The sequence below is a fragment of the Leifsonia stereocauli genome, from assembly GCF_038432415.1.
Taxonomy (GTDB): domain Bacteria; phylum Actinomycetota; class Actinomycetes; order Actinomycetales; family Microbacteriaceae; genus Orlajensenia; species Orlajensenia stereocauli.
The window spans coordinates 1,344,681-1,363,962 of sequence record NZ_JBCAUN010000001.1 but is presented as its reverse complement, the minus strand read 5'-3'; the positions used below and the strand labels follow the sequence as shown (position 1 = coordinate 1,363,962).

At 70.0% G+C, this 19,282-nt stretch carries 24 protein-coding genes; all 24 read left to right on the top strand.

Annotated elements, in window-relative coordinates; translation table 11 throughout:
* Window positions 1-45 precede the first annotated feature (45 nt).
* The 24 genes from AADV74_RS06650 to csrA all read left to right on the top strand — a co-directional run bounded on the left by AADV74_RS06650 (window position 46) and on the right by csrA (window position 19,282).
* Complete coding sequence (locus tag AADV74_RS06650) at window positions 46-387, top strand: flagellar basal body rod protein FlgB (protein ID WP_056163724.1); 342 nt, start codon at window positions 46-48, stop codon at window positions 385-387.
* Window positions 387-779: a flagellar basal body rod protein FlgC gene (locus AADV74_RS06645; RefSeq protein WP_342112675.1), complete on the top strand. Its 393-nt coding sequence runs from the start codon at window positions 387-389 to the stop codon at window positions 777-779. The genes AADV74_RS06650 and AADV74_RS06645 overlap by 1 nt, the downstream gene beginning before the upstream one ends.
* Window positions 779-1,093: a flagellar hook-basal body complex protein FliE gene (fliE, locus tag AADV74_RS06640; RefSeq protein WP_342112674.1), complete on the top strand. Its 315-nt coding sequence runs from the start codon at window positions 779-781 to the stop codon at window positions 1,091-1,093. Before AADV74_RS06645 ends, fliE begins: the two co-directional genes overlap by 1 nt.
* Window positions 1,093-2,691: a flagellar basal-body MS-ring/collar protein FliF gene (fliF, locus tag AADV74_RS06635; RefSeq protein ID WP_342112673.1), complete on the top strand. Its 1,599-nt coding sequence runs from the start codon at window positions 1,093-1,095 to the stop codon at window positions 2,689-2,691. Before fliE ends, fliF begins: the two co-directional genes overlap by 1 nt.
* The gene (gene fliG / locus AADV74_RS06630; RefSeq protein ID WP_342112672.1) at window positions 2,688-3,707 is read left to right on the top strand and encodes a flagellar motor switch protein FliG; all 1,020 of its coding nucleotides are present in this window, start codon (window positions 2,688-2,690) and stop codon (window positions 3,705-3,707) included. Before fliF ends, fliG begins: the two co-directional genes overlap by 4 nt.
* A complete protein-coding gene (locus AADV74_RS06625; protein ID WP_342112671.1) occupies window positions 3,697-4,317 on the top strand; it encodes a FliH/SctL family protein in 621 nt (206 codons plus the stop codon). The genes fliG and AADV74_RS06625 overlap by 11 nt, the downstream gene beginning before the upstream one ends.
* On the top strand, window positions 4,314-5,642 hold the full coding sequence (locus AADV74_RS06620; protein ID WP_342112670.1) for a FliI/YscN family ATPase: 1,329 nt from the start codon (window positions 4,314-4,316) through the stop codon (window positions 5,640-5,642). Before AADV74_RS06625 ends, AADV74_RS06620 begins: the two co-directional genes overlap by 4 nt.
* Window positions 5,639-6,070 carry a flagellar export protein FliJ gene (locus AADV74_RS06615; protein ID WP_342112669.1) on the top strand — a complete coding sequence of 144 codons (432 nt, stop codon included), beginning with the start codon at window positions 5,639-5,641 and terminating at the stop codon, window positions 6,068-6,070. Before AADV74_RS06620 ends, AADV74_RS06615 begins: the two co-directional genes overlap by 4 nt.
* Window positions 6,067-6,747 (top strand): C40 family peptidase, encoded by a 681-nt coding sequence (locus AADV74_RS06610; protein ID WP_342112668.1) that lies wholly within the window; start codon window positions 6,067-6,069, stop codon window positions 6,745-6,747. The genes AADV74_RS06615 and AADV74_RS06610 overlap by 4 nt, the downstream gene beginning before the upstream one ends.
* Window positions 6,744-8,153: a flagellar hook-length control protein FliK gene (locus tag AADV74_RS06605; RefSeq protein ID WP_342112667.1), complete on the top strand. Its 1,410-nt coding sequence runs from the start codon at window positions 6,744-6,746 to the stop codon at window positions 8,151-8,153. The genes AADV74_RS06610 and AADV74_RS06605 overlap by 4 nt, the downstream gene beginning before the upstream one ends.
* A 13-nt stretch (window positions 8,154-8,166) precedes the next feature.
* Window positions 8,167-8,580 (top strand): flagellar hook capping FlgD N-terminal domain-containing protein, encoded by a 414-nt coding sequence (locus tag AADV74_RS06600; RefSeq protein ID WP_342112666.1) that lies wholly within the window; start codon window positions 8,167-8,169, stop codon window positions 8,578-8,580.
* 41 nt (window positions 8,581-8,621) lie between these two features.
* Window positions 8,622-9,794: a flagellar hook protein FlgE gene (locus tag AADV74_RS06595; RefSeq protein WP_342112665.1), complete on the top strand. Its 1,173-nt coding sequence runs from the start codon at window positions 8,622-8,624 to the stop codon at window positions 9,792-9,794.
* A 99-nt stretch (window positions 9,795-9,893) separates the two neighbouring features.
* Window positions 9,894-10,223: a flagellar FlbD family protein gene (locus AADV74_RS06590; RefSeq protein WP_342112664.1), complete on the top strand. Its 330-nt coding sequence runs from the start codon at window positions 9,894-9,896 to the stop codon at window positions 10,221-10,223.
* Complete coding sequence (locus AADV74_RS06585; RefSeq protein ID WP_342112663.1) at window positions 10,223-11,005, top strand: motility protein A; 783 nt, start codon at window positions 10,223-10,225, stop codon at window positions 11,003-11,005. The genes AADV74_RS06590 and AADV74_RS06585 overlap by 1 nt, the downstream gene beginning before the upstream one ends.
* Window positions 11,002-11,850 (top strand): OmpA/MotB family protein, encoded by an 849-nt coding sequence (locus tag AADV74_RS06580; protein WP_342112662.1) that lies wholly within the window; start codon window positions 11,002-11,004, stop codon window positions 11,848-11,850. The genes AADV74_RS06585 and AADV74_RS06580 overlap by 4 nt, the downstream gene beginning before the upstream one ends.
* A 59-nt stretch (window positions 11,851-11,909) precedes the next feature.
* Window positions 11,910-12,812: a flagellar motor switch protein FliM gene (locus tag AADV74_RS06575; protein ID WP_342112661.1), complete on the top strand. Its 903-nt coding sequence runs from the start codon at window positions 11,910-11,912 to the stop codon at window positions 12,810-12,812.
* Window positions 12,809-13,504, top strand: a complete 696-nt coding sequence (gene fliN / locus AADV74_RS06570) for a flagellar motor switch protein FliN (RefSeq protein WP_342112660.1) — start codon at window positions 12,809-12,811, stop codon at window positions 13,502-13,504. Before AADV74_RS06575 ends, fliN begins: the two co-directional genes overlap by 4 nt.
* Window positions 13,505-13,972, top strand: a complete 468-nt coding sequence (locus AADV74_RS06565; RefSeq protein ID WP_342112659.1) for a FliO/MopB family protein — start codon at window positions 13,505-13,507, stop codon at window positions 13,970-13,972. It abuts the gene before it with no gap.
* Window positions 13,969-14,805 (top strand): flagellar type III secretion system pore protein FliP, encoded by an 837-nt coding sequence (fliP, locus tag AADV74_RS06560; protein WP_425287258.1) that lies wholly within the window; start codon window positions 13,969-13,971, stop codon window positions 14,803-14,805. Before AADV74_RS06565 ends, fliP begins: the two co-directional genes overlap by 4 nt.
* Window positions 14,805-15,080, top strand: coding sequence for a flagellar biosynthesis protein FliQ (fliQ, locus tag AADV74_RS06555; protein ID WP_342112658.1), 276 nt, complete (start codon window positions 14,805-14,807; stop codon window positions 15,078-15,080). Before fliP ends, fliQ begins: the two co-directional genes overlap by 1 nt.
* A 1-nt stretch (window position 15,081) precedes the next feature.
* A complete protein-coding gene (locus tag AADV74_RS06550; protein ID WP_342112657.1) occupies window positions 15,082-15,840 on the top strand; it encodes a flagellar biosynthetic protein FliR in 759 nt (252 codons plus the stop codon).
* On the top strand, window positions 15,840-16,943 hold the full coding sequence (locus AADV74_RS06545) for an EscU/YscU/HrcU family type III secretion system export apparatus switch protein (RefSeq protein ID WP_342112656.1): 1,104 nt from the start codon (window positions 15,840-15,842) through the stop codon (window positions 16,941-16,943). The genes AADV74_RS06550 and AADV74_RS06545 overlap by 1 nt, the downstream gene beginning before the upstream one ends.
* Window positions 16,940-18,991, top strand: a complete 2,052-nt coding sequence (locus AADV74_RS06540) for a flagellar biosynthesis protein FlhA (protein WP_425287257.1) — start codon at window positions 16,940-16,942, stop codon at window positions 18,989-18,991. Before AADV74_RS06545 ends, AADV74_RS06540 begins: the two co-directional genes overlap by 4 nt.
* A 30-nt stretch (window positions 18,992-19,021) precedes the next feature.
* Entirely contained in the window at window positions 19,022-19,282 is a 261-nt protein-coding gene (gene csrA / locus AADV74_RS06535) for a carbon storage regulator CsrA (RefSeq protein ID WP_342112654.1), read from the top strand.

Here is a 19,282-nt window from a genome sequence, read left to right as displayed (position 1 = left end):
CGGGCCATGGATCGGCCTTCTTCCCCTGAATCACGAAGAGGTCTCGTGTTCGATTCCGTGAGCATCTCGGCGCTCTCCAGCGCCCTCGATGGCCTGGCGATGCGCCAGCGCGCCATCGCCGACAACATCGCCAACGTCAACACGCCGAACTACACGGCCCAGCGCGTGGCGTTCGAGGACGCCCTCGCCGCTTCAGTGCGGTCAGGTGACGGGAACGTCGCCCCCACCATCGCGCGGTCGCTCGAGCCCACCCAGCTCAACGGCAACAACGTGAACCTCGACACCGAGACGTTGTCGAACGTCGACACCGTGCTGCGGTACCAGTTCGCCTCCCGTGCCGTCGACGGCGCCTTCAGCAGCGTGCGCGCAGCGATGAGGACGAGCTGATGACGTTCGACGCGATCGGCATCGCCGGAACCGGCCTCACCCTGCACCGCAAATGGCTCGACGCCGTCTCCGACAACCTGGCGAACCTCAACACGGCGACCTCGGGCGACGACGAGGCCTTCCGGGCCCGTTATGTGCTCGCCCAGGCAGGCGAGGGTACGACCGGCGTGTACGTCGCCGGTGCAGCCTATGGCGATGCTGAGGGCCGACTCGTCTACGAGCCCGACCACCCCCTCGCCAACGCCGAGGGCTACGTGCGCTACCCCGAGATCGACATGGCCTCGCAGATGGGTCAGCTCATCCTCGCCCAGCGCGGCTACCAGGCGAACGCCGCCGTCGTCGACCGCGCCCGGGAGACCTACACCGCCGCCATCCAGATCGGACGTGCCTGATGACCATTCCCGCGATCGGTGCCGTCGGCACCGCCACCCCCGTCGCCCTCGTCCAGCCCCCGACCACGGTCGACGCAGCAGACAGCGCCGCGAACTCGGCCTTCCCGGCCTCCATGACGGGTGCCGTCGACGAGCTGCAGAAGCTGCAGGGCACGTCGGACAGCCTCGCCGTCGCCGCGGTGACCGGTGACCTCAGCGACATCCACACGGCCACGATCGCCGCCACCCGCGCCCAGGTCACCATGGAGCTCGTCGCAGCAGTGCGCAACAAGGGCGTCGACGCCTTCAACGAGATCATGCGGATGCAGGCCTGATGCCCGCCGCCCTCCGCTCCGGCTTCGGCAGCCTGCTCGCCGGCATCCGGCAGTTCACCCTTGCCCAGCGAACCGTGGCCATCATCGGCCTGGCCGTGCTCGCCCTCGGCGTGACGGCGCTGGTCTCCTGGCTGACGGCGCCGTCGTACTCGCCGCTCTTCACAGGGCTGCAGGCGGCGGACGCCAACGCGATCGTCGAGCAGCTGCGCAGCGACGGCGTCGCGTACGAGCTCGCCGACGGCGGTGCGACGGTCATGGTGCCGCGCGAGGCGGTCTACGACGAGCGCCTCAAGGCCGCATCGGCCGGACTGCCCAGCTCGAGCGACGGCGGCTACTCCCTTCTCGACGAGATGGGCGTCACGGCTTCGGAGTTCCAGCAGTCCGTGACCTACAAGCGTGCGCTCGAGGGCGAACTCGCCTCGACGATCTCAGCCCTCGACGGCGTGCAGACGGCGTCGGTCAGGCTCGCCATCCCCGAGGAGACCGTCTTCGTCGACCAGAAGGCCGACCCGACGGCATCCGTCTTCATCGAGACCCGCAACGGCACGACGCTCACCTCGGCGCAGGTCGAGGCCGTCGTGCACCTCACGTCGGCATCGATCGAGGGCATGAAGCCCGAGGACGTGGCCGTGGTCGACTCCACCGGCAAGGTGCTCTCGGCTGTCGGAGTCGGGGCGACCGGCGGCGCCGACGAACAGGCATCCGACTACGAGGGCCGCATCGAGAATGCCGTGCAGGCCATGCTCGACCGCGTCGTGGGCGCAGGCAACGCGACCGTCGTCGTGGCCGCAGACGTGAGCAGCGAATCGGCTGAGAGGGTCGAGGAGAGCTACACGGGGGCCGGAGACATCCCCGCGATCAACGAGTCGACGACCAAGGAGACGTACCAGGGCGGCGCGGGAACCGCCGCAGGCGTGCTCGGACCAGACAACATCGCCGTGCCAGACGGCGCGACCGGCGACGGAGCGTACGAATCCGAGTCGGCCACGAAGAACAACGCCGTCAACAAGGTCACCGAGACCCGCACCATACCGGCCGGCTCGCTCGCCCGCCAGACCGTGTCCGTCGCGGTGAACTCCGACGCCGAGAACATCGACGTGACTGGGCTGCGTTCGCTGGTCTCCTCGGCAGCAGGCATCGACACCACCCGGGGCGACGTCGTCACGGTCGAGACGGTTCCGTTCAGCACGGCCGGGGCGACGGATGCCGCAGCCGCCCTGGCCGCGGCGAAGGAGGCGGCGGCCGCAGAGCAACTCGCGTCGCTCATCCGCACCGCCGTCATCACCCTCGGAATCGCGATCCCCGTGGTGATAGCGATCATCGTCATCGCCCGTCGCTCGCGGCGTCGCGATGCCGAGGCGCTCGAGTTCGAGGAGGCACAGCAGACGCAGCAGCTCGAGCAGACGTTCGCCGCCCCCACGGCGATCGACATGATTCCCACCCTTCCCATCGACACCGTCGAACTCTCGAACTCCGCCATGCTCGGGCAGGCGGATGCCGGACGCCGCCTCGCCGAGATCGAGGCGATGGCAGGCAGGGATCCCCAGAAGACAGCCGAGTTCCTGCGCGCGCTCATGGATGACAGGCAGCCCGTATGACCGAGAATCGCGCAGTGCTCAACGGCGCCCAGAAGGCCGCCGTCGTGCTGATGAACATGGAGCCGACGCGCGCCGCCGAGGTCATGAAGCAGCTGAACGACCTCGAGGCCGAGGAGATCACCTCCGAGATCATGCGCCTGCGACGCGTCGACAGCGCAACGGCCGACGGCGTGCTCGCCGAGTTCCATGAGCTCAGCGTGCGCGGCTCCCTGCAGACCCGGGGCGGGCGTGACGTGGCCGTCGGGCTGCTCGAGGCATCCTTCGGCGCCGAACGGGCGGCGGGAGTGCTGAGCCGGGTCGCCTCGTCGATGGCGGGCCGAGCCTTCGAGTTCCTCGACGAGGTCGATGCCGCGCAGGTGCGCACCCTCGTCGAGGCCGAACTGCCGCAGACCATCGCCCTCGTCCTCGCATCGCTGCGGGCCGAGCACGCTGCCGCCGTGATGGCGGGACTGGAGCCCGAGGCGCGCACGGCCGTCGCCCACGCCATCGCCACGATGGGAACGGCGACTCCCGAGGCCGTCAAGGTCGTCGCCGAGACTCTCAAGTCGCGAGCCGGCGCCGTGGTCGCATCGCGCGAGTCCGGCGACGCCGTGGGCGGCGTCCAGCCCCTCGTCGACATCATCAACCGGGCGGATGTCGGCACGGAGCGAGCCGTGCTCGACGGCCTCGACATCCGGGATCCCGAGCTCGCGGAGGAGGTGCGCTCGCGCATGCTCACCTTCGGCGACATCGTGCGCCTCGATCGCAAGGCGGTGCAGCAGGTGCTGCGCGGCATCGACGCCCCAGTGCTCGCCCTCGCCATGAAGGGTGCTCCGGGGCCCGTGATCGAGGTCATCCACGCAAACGTGTCCGAGCGCAACCGCGAGCTGATCGACGACGAGACCCGTCTGCTCGGCCCCGTGCGGTCCGCCCAAGTCGAGGAGGCCCGCGCCGAAGTCGTGCGCTCCATCCGCACGCTCGAGGCCGAGGGCGTCATCACCCTTCACCGCGCCGAGGAGGACGACCTTGTCGAGTGACACCGGATTCGTCGCGACGGCGTTCCCCTCGGTCGGTCACGCGCGCGAGCGGACGACCGACATCGAGGCCGATGCCCGCTCCCGCGGTCATGTTCTCGGCTACGCGGCCGGGCTGCGCCGGGCCGAGCAGGAATGGGCCGAGCGTCGCGCGGCCCTCGAGGTCGAGGCGGTGAGACTCGCCGACACCCGGTCAGACGCCCACGCCAGCGCTCTGCGCGCGAGCATCAGCGCCGCCGCCGCCGTCCGCGCCATCGCTCTCCCCGTTCTGCAGGAGGCCGGCGAGGTTCTCACGGCGTCCGCCGTCGAACTGGCCGAGGCCATCATCGGCCGAGAGCTCTCCGACCCGCTGACAGCGGCCACGGCTGCGGTCGAGCGGGTTCTCGTCGCGGTCGCCGCCGACCTCGTCGTGGAGCTGCGGATGCACCCGGCGGATGCGGCACTCCTCGCCGAGCACTCCGATCATGCCGGTGGCCTGGCGATCGTCGCCGACCCTGCAGTCGAGCGCGGCGAGGCGACGGCGACGCTCCCCGACGGGTTCCTCGACGCCGGCATCCGCTCGGCCCTCGACCGTGCCCGGCGCATCCTCCTCCTCGAGGAGGGCGCGCGATGACGGCGACCCTGGTGCGTCCCCGCCCCGACTCCTTCTCCCGTGCCCTGCTCGCCGCCCGCCCCGAGCGCGTCGGTCGGGTCTCCTCCGTCGTCGGACTCGGCATCGACGTGCGCGGAGTCGAGGCCGCCATCGGCGACATCGTGCTGATCGGGGCTGACGCGGTGCCGGCCGAGGTCGTGGCATCAGGGGAGTCCGGGCTGCGCTGCATGCCGCTCGCCCGTCTCACCGGAGTGCGCTCGGGCGACGCCGTGCGCACGACGGGTGCCCCGCTCTCGGTGCCGATCGGCCATGGCCTGCTCGGTCGGGTCATCGACGGACTCGGGCGGCCGATCGACGGCCGCGGCGCCCTCGACGTCGCCGAGCGGGTGGCGGTCGACAACGATGCTCCGCCCGCCATGCGCCGGGCCAGGATCGCGGAGCCGCTGCACCTCGGAGTGCGCGTGCTCGACTCCCTGACGACGGTCGGGCGCGGCCAGAGGATGGGCCTGTTCGCCGGATCCGGCGTCGGCAAGTCGTCGCTGCTGTCGATGATCGCCCGAGGATCGGATGCCGACGTCACCGTCATCGCCCTCGTGGGCGAACGTGGCCGCGAGGTGCGCGAGTTCCTCGAGGACGACCTCGGGCCAGAGGGTCTCGCCCGGTCTGTCGTGGTCGTCTCGACCTCGGACGAGCCGGCTCTCGTTCGGCTGCGTGCAGCCTTCGTCGCCACCCGCATCGCCGAAGCGTTCAGGGACGACGGACGACACGTCGTGCTCATGATGGACTCGCTCACCCGCGTGGCCATGGCCCAGCGCGAGATCGGGCTGTCGGTCGGCGAGCCTCCGGCCACCCGTGGCTACCCGCCGTCGACCTTCGCCGTGTTCGCCCAGCTGCTCGAACGCGCCGGAACAGCCGAGGTCGGATCGGTCACCGGCCTGTACACGGTCCTCGTCGACGGTGACGACCACAACGAGCCCATCGCCGACTCGGCGCGGTCGATCCTCGACGGGCACGTCGTCCTCGACCGATCCCTCGCCGTCGGGGGGCACTTCCCGGCCGTCGATGCCCTCGGCTCGGTGTCCAGGGTGGCGAGCCGCGTGAGCCGGCCCGACGACCTCGCGGCCGCATCGGCGCTCCGCCGGGTGCTCGCGGCCCGCGCGAGAGCGCAGGACCTGCTCGATGTCGGCGCCTACCGCCGGGGCGCCAACGCGCTCGTCGACGCCGCGGTCGACCACGAGGACGCGATCAACGGGTTCCTCCGCCAGTCGATGAACGAGAGCTGCACACCGGAGGAGACCCGCGCGCGCCTGCACACGCTGGTCGCACTGCTCGGAGGGGGATCATGAGCCGCACGTTCTCATTGACCGGACTGCTCAGGTTGCGCAGGCTGGAGGAGGAGACCGCCGCAGGCGACCTCTCCCTCGCTCGCGAGCGCGCCGCCGAGGCGACGGAGCGCGAGCACCTGGTGAGGGCCGCGCTCGACCTGGAGCAGGCGCCGGCTGCAGTGCCCACCTCGGCCCTGCACGCCATCGCCGCGGCCAGAGCCTCGTCCCGCACGATGCTCGGTGAGCTCAACCAGCTCAGCCGGGAGCGCGACGCCGATGCCGCGTCGGCTCGGGACGTGCACGACCGTGCCCGGGCGGATGCCGGGGCGCTGGAGAAGCTCGCCGAGCGGCATGCTGCAGCCGTCGAACTCGACGAGCGCCGCCGCGAACAGATCGTGCTCGACGAGATCGCGTCGCGCCGTCGTGCAGTGCAGGGGGAGATCCGATGACGATGGTCGATGCCGCAGCGCGGGTGGAATCCATCCGCGCCGTGATCGAGGGCCTCACGGCGAAGACTGCCACCGTTCCCGGCGCGACGGATGCCGTCACCGCTGCCGGATTCGAGAGCGAACTGTCCGCCGTTCAGTCGAGCGTGGTACAGGCGCAGGCGACGACACCCTCGGCCGGAGGCGTGACGGGAACCGACATCGTCACGGCGGCCGAGGCCTACCTCGGCGTTCCCTACGTGTTCGGGGGCGAGGACTCCTCGGGCATGGACTGCTCCGGCCTCGTGCAGCGGGTGTACGCCGATCTCGGCATCGACCTGCCGCGCAGGGTCACGCAGCAGATGACCGAGGGGACCGAGGTCGGATCCCTTGCGGAGGCCCAGCCCGGCGACCTCATCGTCACGGGCGGCGGCGACCACATCCTCATCTACGCCGGAGACGGCAAGGTGATCCACGCACCGTACGAGGGCCGCGCGGTCAGCCTGGTCGACGCCTACATGAGCGACGACGAGATCACGACCATCCGGCGCATCGTTCCGACGGCGTCCGCTGTGACGGCGTCCGTGCCGACGGCGGCATCCGTCTCATCGGCCGCCGGTCTCGCCGCAGGCTCGAACGCGGCCATGACCGACCTCATCACGGCTGCATACCGCTCCCTGCTCGCCGGGGCCGCCGCGTGATCGGGCTCGGCGTCGCGTCGGATCGCGCCCTCGCCCCGCTCGCACGCCAGGCTCCGCGCGCCGACGCTTCCGCTGCCGCCGACTTCGACAGGGCGCTCGGGCTCGAGCTCGACGGATCCAGCGGGGGTTCGACCGGTCCGACAGGATCGGCGACAGCCGCCGCAGCGGCCGCATCGGCTGACGAAACGACTGCACCCGCCGGTGATGACGCGCTCGCAGCGGGATCGGACGAGACGGATGCCGCATTGTCCGTCCTCCCCGAGGCGGGCGTCGCCGCACAGCAGGCTTCCCAGCCTCCGCTCCCGCTCGTGGCGACCGGCACGATGGGCGCCGTGCCGTCGGCGGCCCGCGACCTCGCCTCGACAATCGGGCCCGGCGCTGCCGGATCGTCCACGTCGGCCGCCGGGTCGATGTCGATCTCGGCCTTGGGGGAGTCCGCGAGCGGGCCGACCGGTGACGCGGCACCCCGGACGCCGGCCGTTGCAGTGTCGGCATCCGGACCCGTCTCCGCGTCGGACGCATCGACCGCAGCGCTCGACGGACTCGTGTCCGGCGCACCCAAGACCTCGGCCGCCGCCTCGTCGGGTCCGCCTGCTCCTGGCCCCGCCGAAGCCAGTCCTGAAGGTGAGACGACGCCAGGATCGACCTCGGCCGCGTCCACGTCACGTGCTTCGCCGCTGGACGGTGCCCCGGCTCCGCATCCGGCGCCGGCCCCGAGCGGGACGCCCTCGCAGACCGTTGCGGGAGCGGTCGAGGCGGCACCGGCTACGACACCCGCGGCGCTGTCCGGCGGGAGCTCCGGGTCAGCTGACCAGGACGGCCCGATACCCGCGCCCGCCGGTGCGGCATCCGTCGCCCCGGCGAGCCCGGTCGTGGCCGCCGGCATCACGGTGGTCCAGACTCCGACGGAGACGTCAGCGCCGTCTGCGGCACCGCCCGCCGCTCGGCCGGTCGACCCGCCACTCGTACCGCAACTGCTGCGGCCGCTCACCGCGCTCGCGCAGGCCGGCCCGGGTCAGCACGTTCTCAGCATCGACATAGCGCCCGAGGCCCTCGGACCGGTCACGGTGCGGGCGCACCTCGGAGTCGATGGTCTGCGCATCGAGCTCTTCGCCCCGACGGATGCCGGACGCGATGCCATCCGGGGGATCATCGGCGACCTGCGCCGCGACCTCGCCAGCACAGGCCTCGGCGCCAGCCTCGACCTCTCCTCGCGCGATCCCCGCTCCGGAGCCCAGCAGAACGCTGCGGACGGGCAGGGCGGGCAGGGCGAGCGCCGCATGCCGGGTGACGGCGCCGACCGGGGCTCGTCGCAGCAGCGTCGACCTGTGGTCGTGCCGGCATCCGTCCAGACCACCGCACCCAGCGGGATCACGACCCAGACGACCATCGACGTGATGGCCTGAGAGAAGGAGAACCATGACGATCGACGCGGTCGCAGCGACCTCGGGGATGTACGCCTCCACCCCCGCCCGCACACCCAAGCAGTCCCTCGACGCCGAGGCGTTCATGTCCCTGCTCGTGGCGCAGCTGCGCAGCCAGGACCCGAGCTCGCCGATGGACAGCAACCAGATGATCGCCCAGACCACCCAGCTGGCGATGATGGAGAAGATGACCGAGCTCGCCACGACGAGCACGGAGGACTTCGGACTGCAGATGCGCATCGCCGCCGCAGCCCTCGTCGGCAAGGAGGTCAGCTTCCTGCGCCCGGACGGCACGACGGCCACGGGTGTCGTCAGCTCCGTCTCCTACACGGGCTCCGTGCCCACGGTCACCGTCGGGAAGGAGACCGTTGCCCTCGATCTCGTCTCCTCCGTCAGCACCGCCTCCTGAACCGCCCACCGCATCCGCTCTTCCCCTGAAAGGTCACTCCCATGCTCCGTTCGCTCTACTCCGGAATCTCCGGCCTCCGCTCGCACCAGACCATGCTCGACGTCACGGGCAACAACATCGCCAACGTCAACACCACGGCGTTCAAGTCGTCGGCGACGCAGTTCCAGGACACGCTGTCGCAGATGACCCAGGGTGCCGGCGTGCCGCAGGCCCAGGTCGGCGGGACCAACCCCGCGCAGATCGGCCTCGGCGTGCAGGTCGCCGGCATCTCGACGAACTTCGCCCAGGGTTCGGCTCAGGCCACGGGCCGCGCCACCGACATGATGATCTCGGGTGACGGCTTCTTCATCACCCGGTCGGGCGGCGAGGTGCTCTACACACGGGCCGGGTCCTTCGATCCGGATGCCGCAGGTCGCCTCGTGACACCCGACGGCTCCCTCCTGCAGGGCTGGAACGCCGTCAACGGCCAGATCGCCGAGGGCGGTGCCATCGGCACCATCACGCTGCCGCTCGATGCCGTGATTCCCGCCGTCACGACCACGAAGGCCAGCGTCGGCGGCAACCTGCCGTCCGACGCCGCCGTCGGCACCTCGCTGGTGCGCGACGTCGACGTCTTCGACGCATCGGGAACCAAGCGCACGCTGACCCTCACGCTGTCGAAGACCGCCACGGGCTGGGACGTCGCCGGCGCCGACGGCACCGGCGCCACCGGAGCCGGAACCCTCAGCTTCACCAACGGCAAGCTCACCGGACCGACCGGCATCACCGTCGGCGGCGTCGCCGTCGACCTGAGCGGCGTGAGCGGCTTCGCCGAGCTCAACACCGTCGCGATCTCATCGCAGGACGGCCGGGAGGCCGGAACCCTCGAGTCGTTCACCCTGTCGAAGGACGGCACCCTCGTCGGCCTGTTCAGCAACGGCGAGAAGCAGGCGATCGCCCGCATCGCCCTCGCGACCTTCGCGAACCCCGGCGGCCTCGAGAAGGCCGGCTCGTCGTCCTACCGCGTCACGGTGAACTCCGGGGCCCCGGAGCTCGGCGCCCCGGGCTCGGACGGACTCGGCTCGGTCACCGCCGGAACCCTCGAGATGTCGAATGTCGACCTGTCGCAGGAGTTCACCAACCTGATCGTCGCCCAGCGCGGCTTCCAGGCGAACGCCCGCATCATCACCACCTCCGACGAGGTGCTGCAGGAGCTCACCAACCTCAAGCGCTGATAGCGGCCGAGCGGGGAGTGCGGTCGGCTAACGGCCGCCCTCCCCGGGTCGATAGTGCCTGATGACGACCCACCGGGGGTCGAGATCAGGATCGGGCGGATGATCGTAGTCACGCGGCTGAACGACTCCCAGTTCGCGATCAATCCCGATCTCATCGAGCGCATCCATTCGAGTCCGGACACCACGATCGTCCTGGTCGACGGATCGAAGTACATCGTCACCGAGAGCCTCCCCGAGGTGATCGAGCGCATAGCCGCCTACAGGGCCCGGGTGCTCTCGCTCGCCCAGGAGATCCCGATGACGCGGTCCGGCATCCGTCAGCTCGAACTGGTCACCTCGGGTGATCACGACTCGAGGGATGATCCCCATCCCGACGACGATGACGACGCAGGCGCCCGCGCGGTTCCCATGCTCCCGAGGAGGACCTGATGGATCCGGCGACCATCATCGGGATCCTCCTGGCGTTCGGGGCCGTCGCAGCCTCGATCACGCTCGAGGGTTCCCACATCGACTCCGTCATCATCCCGGGCCCGATGGTGCTCGTGATCGGTGCGACGATCGCCGTCGGCATCGCCGGCGGCACCATGAAGGACTTCTTCGGAGCCGTGAAGGCCCTGCCCCGCACGTTCCGCGGCAAGGTCGTGACGCCCACCGCGACGATCGACACCCTGGTGTCGCTGGCGGAGACAGCCCGCGCCGACGGACTCCTCGCCCTCGAGCAGCAGGCGGAGGAGGTCGACGATCCATTCCTCAGGAACGCCCTCCTCAACATCGCCGACGGCATCGACGAGGAGGACCTCCGGGTCATGCTGGAGGACGAGATCGCCACCAAGACCCGATCGGCGAAGAACTCGGCGCGGTTCTACATGGCACTCGGCGGCTACGCCCCGACCGTCGGGATCATCGGCACCGTGGTCTCGCTCACCCACGTGCTCGAGAAGCTCGACACCCCTGACACCCTCGGCCCGATGATCGCCTCGGCGTTCGTGGCCACACTCTGGGGTCTCCTCACGGCCAACTTCGTCTGGTTCCCGATCGGCAACAGGATGCAGCGCCTCGCCGAGCTCGAGACCGATCGGATGAACCTGCTGTGCGAGGGCGTGCTCGCCATCCAGGCCGGCAGCCAGCCCCGGGTCCTGGGGGAGAGGCTGCGGGCGATGGTCCCGGATGCGCGTCCGGCCGCCCCGGCCGACTCAGCGGCCGCGGCATGAGCAGACGGCGGCGGCGCAAGCTCGACACCGGCGGCGAGTTCCACGCCGACGAGCGTTGGATGGCCTCCTACACCGACATGGTGACCGTGCTGATGTGCCTCTTCATCGTGTTGTTCGCGATGTCGAGCGTCGACCAGGCGAAGTTCACGGCGCTCAAGAACTCCCTGGCGACGGGATTCGGCGCCGTCGACGAGGGGTCGGTCGACACGGCATCGGGCATCGTCGTTCCGCCGGACAAGGTCGACCATGATGCGGAGGGGTTCACCGGAGCCTCGGAGGACACGGCTCTCGCCGGAACCGACGATCCGCAGACCGATCAGCAGCAGGCCGAGGATGAGGTCGACTCGCTCACCGAGCTGAGGGAGCGACTGCACTCGGCCCTCGAAGCGAAGGGGATGGCGTCGGACGTGACCTTCACCATCGACCAGCGCGGGCTGACCGTCGGCCTCATCGGCTGGGAGACCTTCTTCCAGCCCAACAGCGACGCGCTCGGTGGCGAGGCGGTGAGCGTGCTCGACACGATCGGCCCGATCGTCACGCCGACCGGCCGGGAGGTGTCCGTCGAGGGCCACGCCGACTTCCGTGGCACGTCGTTCCCGTTCCCGACTGACTGGGAGCTCTCGAGTGGACGCGCCACGCAGGTGCTGCGGCGACTGGTCGAGGTCGGGGGCATCCAACCCGCCCACATCTCCGCCGTCGGCTACGGGTCGGCTCGCCCGGCCGCCACCGGGCCGACTGAGGGAGACGCGGCCCAGAACCGCCGAGTCGACATCGCGGTGCTCTCCAACCTGCCCGACGACGTGCGCGCGCTGATCCCGTCGGTGCTCGCAGAACGCGCGGGCTGACCAAGGATGCCGGAAGTCGATCCTGCCGCCGGCTAACGACCCGGCCGTCGCGGCCGATAGTGCTGCATGTGACACCCCAGGACCTCCGAACGACGCGTGAGCGAACGGCCGAACCGTACGATTTCCGTCGTCCGACGAGCCTCGCCCGCGAGCAGTCGCGCATGCTCGAGCTCGCATTCGAGACCTTCGCCAGGGCCTGGGGAACGCAGATGACGGCCCGGGTGCGCGTGCTCTCCCACGCGACGTGCCATCGCGTCGTCATGCAGAGCTACGACGAGTACTCGGCCTCGCTCCCGTCGACGACGGCGATGGTGCTCTGCACGATCGGAGACACCGACGCCAAGGCGGTCGTGCAGTTCCCGGCCTCCGACGCCCTCGCGTGGGTGCACCACATGCTGGGCGGTCACGCCGGCGAGTCCTTTCCCGAGCGCACCTTCACTCCCATAGAGCTCGCCCTGGTGCGCCGAATCCTGGATGACGCCCTCGAGGACCTGCAGTACGCACTGGGCGCCCTCCTCGTCGCCCCCATCGCGGTCGACGGGGTGCAGTACAACTCGCAGTTCGCTCAGGCCGCCCCCACCACCGAGCTCATGATCATCGCCGAGTTCGCGCTGACAGTGGGGGAGCGCGAGACCAGGGCCACTGTCGCCCTCCCTGCCGCCAGCCTGCTCCCGCGTCTCGGCTCCGGCCTCGGCTCGGCGTCGACCACCAACGCACGGTCCCTTGTCGAGGCACAGGTGCAGACGGTCCCCGTCGACGTCTCCCTGCGCCTGGCCGAGGCCCCGATCCGCCCCGGAGACGTCCTCGGGCTCGCCGTCGGCGATCTCATCCCCCTTCCGCATCCGGAGCACCGCCCCCTGCAGCTCAGCGTGAACGGCGAGGTACTCGCCGATGCCGCTGTCGGTACCAGCGGGTCCCGCAGAGCCCTCGTCGTCGTCAGCATGAAAGAGAGTCCCCGATGATCTCCACAGCCACCGTCTCCTCGGTCGCCGTCACCACCCTCGTCGAGGTCCTCCCGACCGACCGACGCCTCCAGGCCGAACTCCTGTCGGACCGGTCCGGCCTCGCGGCATCGTTCTCGGACGCCGTCGTCGCATCGTTCGTCGGAGCGTCCTCTGCCGATCTCGCGCTCGTGCTGCAGTCGGCCGCCGGCATCGACGACGCCCTGGGTACTGCAGGCACCGCGGTCTCGCAGGCCGACGCCCTGCGCCTGGCGCTCGAGGCCGCCGCAGCGAGGCTCGGTCCCGGCGTGCTCGGCACCGCCAGGGTCGACCGTGCCGGCTGGGTCGCCGATGCCGAGGCCGAGGTCTACGCCCTCACCGACGGCGGAGAGACCGTCGGCTGGTTCGCGCTCCGGATGCACCGTCCCACCCGTCCGGTGACTGATGCGGCATCCGGCGATGCGCCGAACCTCGCCCGCATCCGCGACGTCGAGATGACCCTGGCGGTCGAGCTCGGGCGCACCCGGATGTCCGTGCGCGATGTGCTCTCCATCGAGCCGGGCTCGGTCATCGAGCTCGACCGCTCGGCCGGCGCCCCGGCAGACGTCCTCCTCAACGGCCGCCTCATCGCCCACGGCGAGATCGTGGTCGTCGACCAGGACTACGCCGTGCGCATCACCCGCATCCTCGATGTCGCCGAGGGCGACGCCTAGATGGATCTCGTCATCGTCGTGGCACGGGTCGCGCTGTCGCTCGCAGCCGTGCTCGGCCTGCTCGTCTTCCTGCAGCGCCGCATCACGCGCGGCTCGAAGCGGCGCGTGCGCACGGCGACCCCGCTCGAGGTCGTCGCCCGCACCGGCGTCGGGTCGAAGGCATCCGTGGTCGTCATCGACGTCGACGGTCGTCGGTTCGTGCTCGGCGTGACCGAGCAGAACATCAACGTCCTGCACTCGGGCGAGCGCACGCCCGTCGTCGATCCCTCGACGACCGACGATGAGTTCCAGCGCGTGCTGGCCGATGCGGCGTTCGACGCAGGGCCCGCAGCGGCTGCCGCTCCCGATGACCTCCCCACCCGAGCCTCGGTCAAGCGGGCGAACCCTCCGGCCCTCGCCGGAAGCGGCTCGATCCTGTCGCGGGAGACCTGGCGGGCGACCGCCGCCTTCCTCCGGCAGGATCGGTGAGGGCCGCGGCGATCAGGAGAGGCCCGGCGATCGGCCGCATCCTCGCCCTGCTGATCGCTGCGACCGCCATCGCGTTCGTTCTCATGATGCTCGGCGCGCATCCCGCGTCGGCTGCCCCGTCCGACCCCGTGTCGCCGACGGATCCCGCTGCGCCCACCGGCGGCGACGTGAGCGTCGAGATCAACGGCCCCAACGGCGAGCCGAGCACGGCCGTCATCACGCTGATCGGCATCACCCTGCTGTCGGTGGCACCGGCGCTCCTGCTCATGATGACGTCGTTCACGAAGATCTTCGTCGTGCTCGCCATGACCCGGAACGCCCTGGCGCTGCCGACGATCCCGCCGAACCAGGTGCTGGCAGGCCTCGCCCTGTTCCTGTCGTTGTTCATCATGGCTCCGGTTCTGACCGAGATCAACACCGTCGCCGTGCAGCCGTTCCTGAACGGCACGACCGATTTCACGCAGGCTGTGACGGCGGCATCCGCGCCCCTGCACGAGTTCATGCTCGCGTTCACCCGTGAGGACGACATAGCTCTCATGACGCGCGCCGCCGGGCAACCGAACCCCGTGAACCCTGAGTCCGTCCCGATGATCACCCTCATCCCGGCGTTCATGATCTCGGAGCTGCGAGCCGCCTTCATCATCGGGTTCGTCATCTTCATCCCCTTCCTCGTCATCGACCTCGTCGTCTCGGCCGCCCTCATGTCGATGGGCATGATGATGCTCCCGCCCGTCATGATCTCGCTGCCCTTCAAGATCCTGCTGTTCGTGCTCGTCGACGGCTGGGGCCTCATCATCACCTCGCTCATCCAGAGCTACAGCGGAGGTGGCTGATGGACACCAATGCGGTCCTCGACATCGGCCTGCAGAGCCTCCTGATCTCGGCGAAGCTCGCGGCCCCCGTCCTCGTGACGGCCCTGGTCGTCGGCTTCGCGATCTCGCTGCTGCAGTCGATCACCCAGATCCAGGAGGTGACGCTCTCGTTCGTGCCCAAGGCCGTCGCGGTGTCGGTGGCCCTGCTCATCTGCGGTCATTGGATGATCTCCGAGCTCCTAGCCTTCACCCACGAGCTCTTCGCTCGCATCCCCTCGCTCGTCGGTGGTGGGTGACATGGGCCTGTCCATCGACGCGGCGTGGCTCGAGGCCGTCATGCTCGCCGGGGTGCGGATGGCGGCGTTCCTCGTGATCGCACCGCCGTTCTCGACCCGCGCGATCCCCGCACGCGTGAAGGCGATGCTCGCGGTCGGTCTCGCTCTCGCCGTCTCTCCGCGGGTCGTGCCCGGCTACCAGATCGGTGACGCCGCCGCATTCTTCGGCTCACTCGTGCAGGAGCTGCTCGTCGGGTCGCTCATGGGCTTCCTCGTCTTCGTGGTGTTCTCCGCCGTGCAGTCGGCCGGCGGCCTGATCGACCTCTTCGGCGGGTTCCAGCTCGCGCAGGCCTTCGACCCGCAGCAGATGATCAACGGCGCCCAGTTCGCGCGACTGTTCCAGATGACGGCGCTGGCCCTCATGTTCGCCTCCGGCGCCTATCAGCTCGTGATCGGCGGGCTGGTGCGATCGTTCACCGCGCTGCCCATCGGGGGAGCGTTCGACCTCGGTGCCTCGGTCGAGTCCCTGGTGCAGGCCGTCGGGCAGATGCTCGTGGCCGCGCTCCAGATCGCCGGCCCGCTCATCGTCGTGCTGTTCCTGGCCGACATCGGTCTCGGCCTCCTCACCAGGGTCGCGCCGGCGCTCAACGCCTTCTCCCTCAGCTTCCCGGTCAAGATCGGGCTCACGCTGATGCTCGGCGGCCTCGCCTTCGCGGCTCTGCCAGCCGTGGTCTCCGCGCTCACGGGCACCGCCGTCGAACTCATGGCGGGGGTGCGCTGATGGCCGAGTCCGACTCCCAGGAGCGCACGGAGCAGGCCACCCCGAAGAGGATGAAGGAGGTGCGTCGCAAGGGGCAGCTCACCACCTCGCAGGACCTCACGGCGTGGGTCGGGATCGGGGCTGCTGCGGTCATGCTGCCGTCGACGATCCAGCGGGGGGCGGATGCCGGGGTCGACCAGATGTTCGCCATCTCCTCGGTCATCGCAGACCCCGATCCGGCCGTGGCCGTGACGGCCATGCAGGACGCCTTCGGTTCCTTCGCGACCGTGCTCGGCCCGATGCTGGGTGTCGTGCTCGTCGCCGTCATCGCCGGAGCCGTCGTGCAGGGTGGTGTGCACATGCGGGCGTTCACCGGCAAGTTCGAGCAGTTCAACCTCGTGTCCGGGGTTCAGAGGGTCTTCGGGCTGCGCGCGCTGTACGAAGGCGTCAAGTCGCTCACCAAGACACTCGTCGTCGGCCTCGTGCTCGCCGTCGTCATCGTGGGTCTCGTGCCCGTGCTCTCGGCAGCGGGATCCCTGCCGATCTCGAGGCTGCTCGGCATCGGGGAGGAGGCATCGGCCACCCTCATCCGCACCGCTGTGATCGCCGGCCTCGTCCTCGCCGCCATCGACGTGCTGGTCGTCTTACGGCGCAACCGCACCAAATCGCGCATGACCAAGCGCGAGGTTCTCGACGAGAACAAGAACACGGATGGCGATCCGCTGATCAAGTCGCAGCGGCGCTCCCGTCAACTCGCGATGAGCCGCAACCGGATGATCGCCGCCGTCGCCGATGCCGACGTCGTGCTGGTGAACCCCACGCACATCGCCATCGCCCTCAGCTACACCCCGGGCAAGTCCGCCCCGCGCGTCGTGGCGAAGGGGTCAGAGCTCATCGCCACCCGCATCCGCGAGAAGGCCGAGGAGCACAGGGTGCCCCTCGTGCGCGACGTGCCGCTGGCGCGCGCGCTGCACGCCAGTTGCGAGGTCGGGCAGGTGATCCCCGCCGAGTTCTACACGGCCGTGGCCCGCGTGCTCGCCTTCGTCATGGCCCTCGAGCGCCGCGGTACCCGCGGCGGCATGCACACCATTCTGCCGGCGGCCGTCGGCGTCACAGGAGGATGAACGTGAATCACAACTTCGCCAGGCTCGGCGTTCCGGTCGGGATCGTCGCCGTCGTGCTGCTGCTGGTCGTGCCCGTGCCGGCGTGGCTCCTCGACGCCCTCATCGTCGTCAACATCCTGCTCGCGCTCATCATCCTGCTCACCACGATGTTCGCGAGACGCCCGCTCGACTTCTCCGTCTTCCCGTCCCTGCTCCTCGGGGCGACGCTGTTCCGGCTCGGGCTCAACGTGGCGTCCACCCGCCTCGTGCTCGGCGACGGCTACGCCGGGCAGGTGATCGCCGCCTTCGGGCACGTCGCCGTCGGAGGATCCCTGATCATCGGCGCCGTGGTGTTCCTCATCCTCGTCGTCATCCAGTTCGTCGTCGTCACGAAGGGTGCCGAGCGCGTCGCCGAAGTGGGCGCACGCTTCACGCTCGACGCGATGCCCGGAAAGCAGATGGCCATCGACGCCGACCTGAACGCCGGCCTCATCACCGACGTCCAGGCCAGGGAGCGACGCGCCGAGGTGTCGGCGGAGGCGGACTTCTACGGTGCGATGGACGGAGCCTCGAAGTTCGTCAAGGGCGACGCGATCGCCGGGATCATCATCATCATCATCAACATCGTGGGCGGGATCGCGATCGGGATGCTGCAGGACGGCCTCTCGATCGAGGACGCCGTCAGCACCTACAGCCTCCTCACCATCGGCGATGGTCTGGTGACGCAGGTGCCTGCACTGCTCATGGCCGTCTCCACGGGCATGATCGTGACCCGCTCGAACGCCGAATCCGATCTCGGCACCACGGCATCCGCTCAGCTGATGCAGTCGCGCACGGCGCTGCAGATCGCCGCCTGCGCCGCCGTCGTGATGGCGCTCATCCCCGAGATGCCCAAGCTGCCGTTCCTCGTGGTCGGAGCCCTGCTGTTCTGGGCGGCCGCCCGCGTCAAGGCGAGCGACGCGAAGAAGGCGGCAGAGGCCGAGCGCGCCGAGACGCTTCCTCCGGCGCCGGCCGAGACGCCTGAGGAGCTGATGGAGCAGATGCGGGTGCATGCCCTCGAGATCCTGCTGGCCCCCGACATCGTCGACCTGGTCTCGGGTTCGGCCGACGACCTGCTGGGCAGGGTGCGGGCGCTCCGCCGCAAGATCGCCTTCGACCTCGGCGTCGTCGTGCCGCCGGTGCGCACGCGCGACAGCGTCGAACTGCCCATGGACACATACGTCATCAGGGTCGCCGGCGTGGAGATGGGTCGCGGCACGGCGCCGGCCGGTCGGGTCCTCGCTCTCGGCGACGGTCTCGAGGGGATGCCGGGCATCGCCACCGTCGAGCCTGTCTTCGGCCTCGCGGGCAAGTGGATCCCGCTGGGGATGCGCCACAGCGCCGAGATCGCCGGGGCCACTGTGATCGATCGCGTCTCGGTGGTCGTCACCCACCTGTCGAGCATCATCACGGCCAATGCCGATCGGCTGCTCAGCCGGGAGGACGTCAGGACCCTCACCGACAGCGTTCGGCAGTCCAACCCCGCTGCCGTCGAGGAGCTCACCCCCACGCTGCTCTCCCTGGCTGAACTGCAGCGGGTGCTGCGCGGCCTCCTCGCCGAACAGGTGCCCATCAACGACCTCGCCCGCATCTACGAGGCGCTCGCCCTCCGTGCCAGGGTGTCGACCGACCCGGAGGGCCTCATCGAGGCCGCGCGAACCGCGCTCGGCCCGGCCCTCGCGTCCCCGCACGTCGACGACGGGATCCTGCGGGTCATCATGATCGAACCCGGACTGGAGCAACGGATGTTGGAGGGCCTGCGCCCCGGTGAGAACGGCACGCAGATCGTGCTCGACGCCACCATGATCGAGAAGGTGATCACCGGCGTCACGAACACGGTGCGCACAGTCGCCGATTCCGGGCGGAACGCCGTCCTGGTCTGCGCGCCGGCCCTCCGCTCGGCCATCCACCGGCTCGTCTCGGTGCAGGCGCCCGACCTGACCGTGCTCTCCTACACCGAGGTGACGACGATCGGCGCCCAGATCGAGACTCTCGGGGTGATCCGTGTCAGCGAACAGCTCTCGGCGTGAGTGCCGGATGAAGACGATAGTGTGGTTCGAATGCTGGTCCTGACGCGCAAGATCGGTGAGCGCATCCTCATCGGAGACGACATCGTCGTGACAGTCCTCGACGTGCGCGGAGACAGTGTGCGCATCGGCATCGATGCCCCCGGCAGCATGCGCATCCAGCGCGACGAGGTCGTGCGAGCCGTCGAGGCGGCCAACGTCGAGGCGACCGAGGTCGGCGATGACGTCGCCGCGGGGCTGGTGGCCAGCCTGGCCGGGCTCGCGACCGGAGCCGATCCGGCTCCACGCGACTGA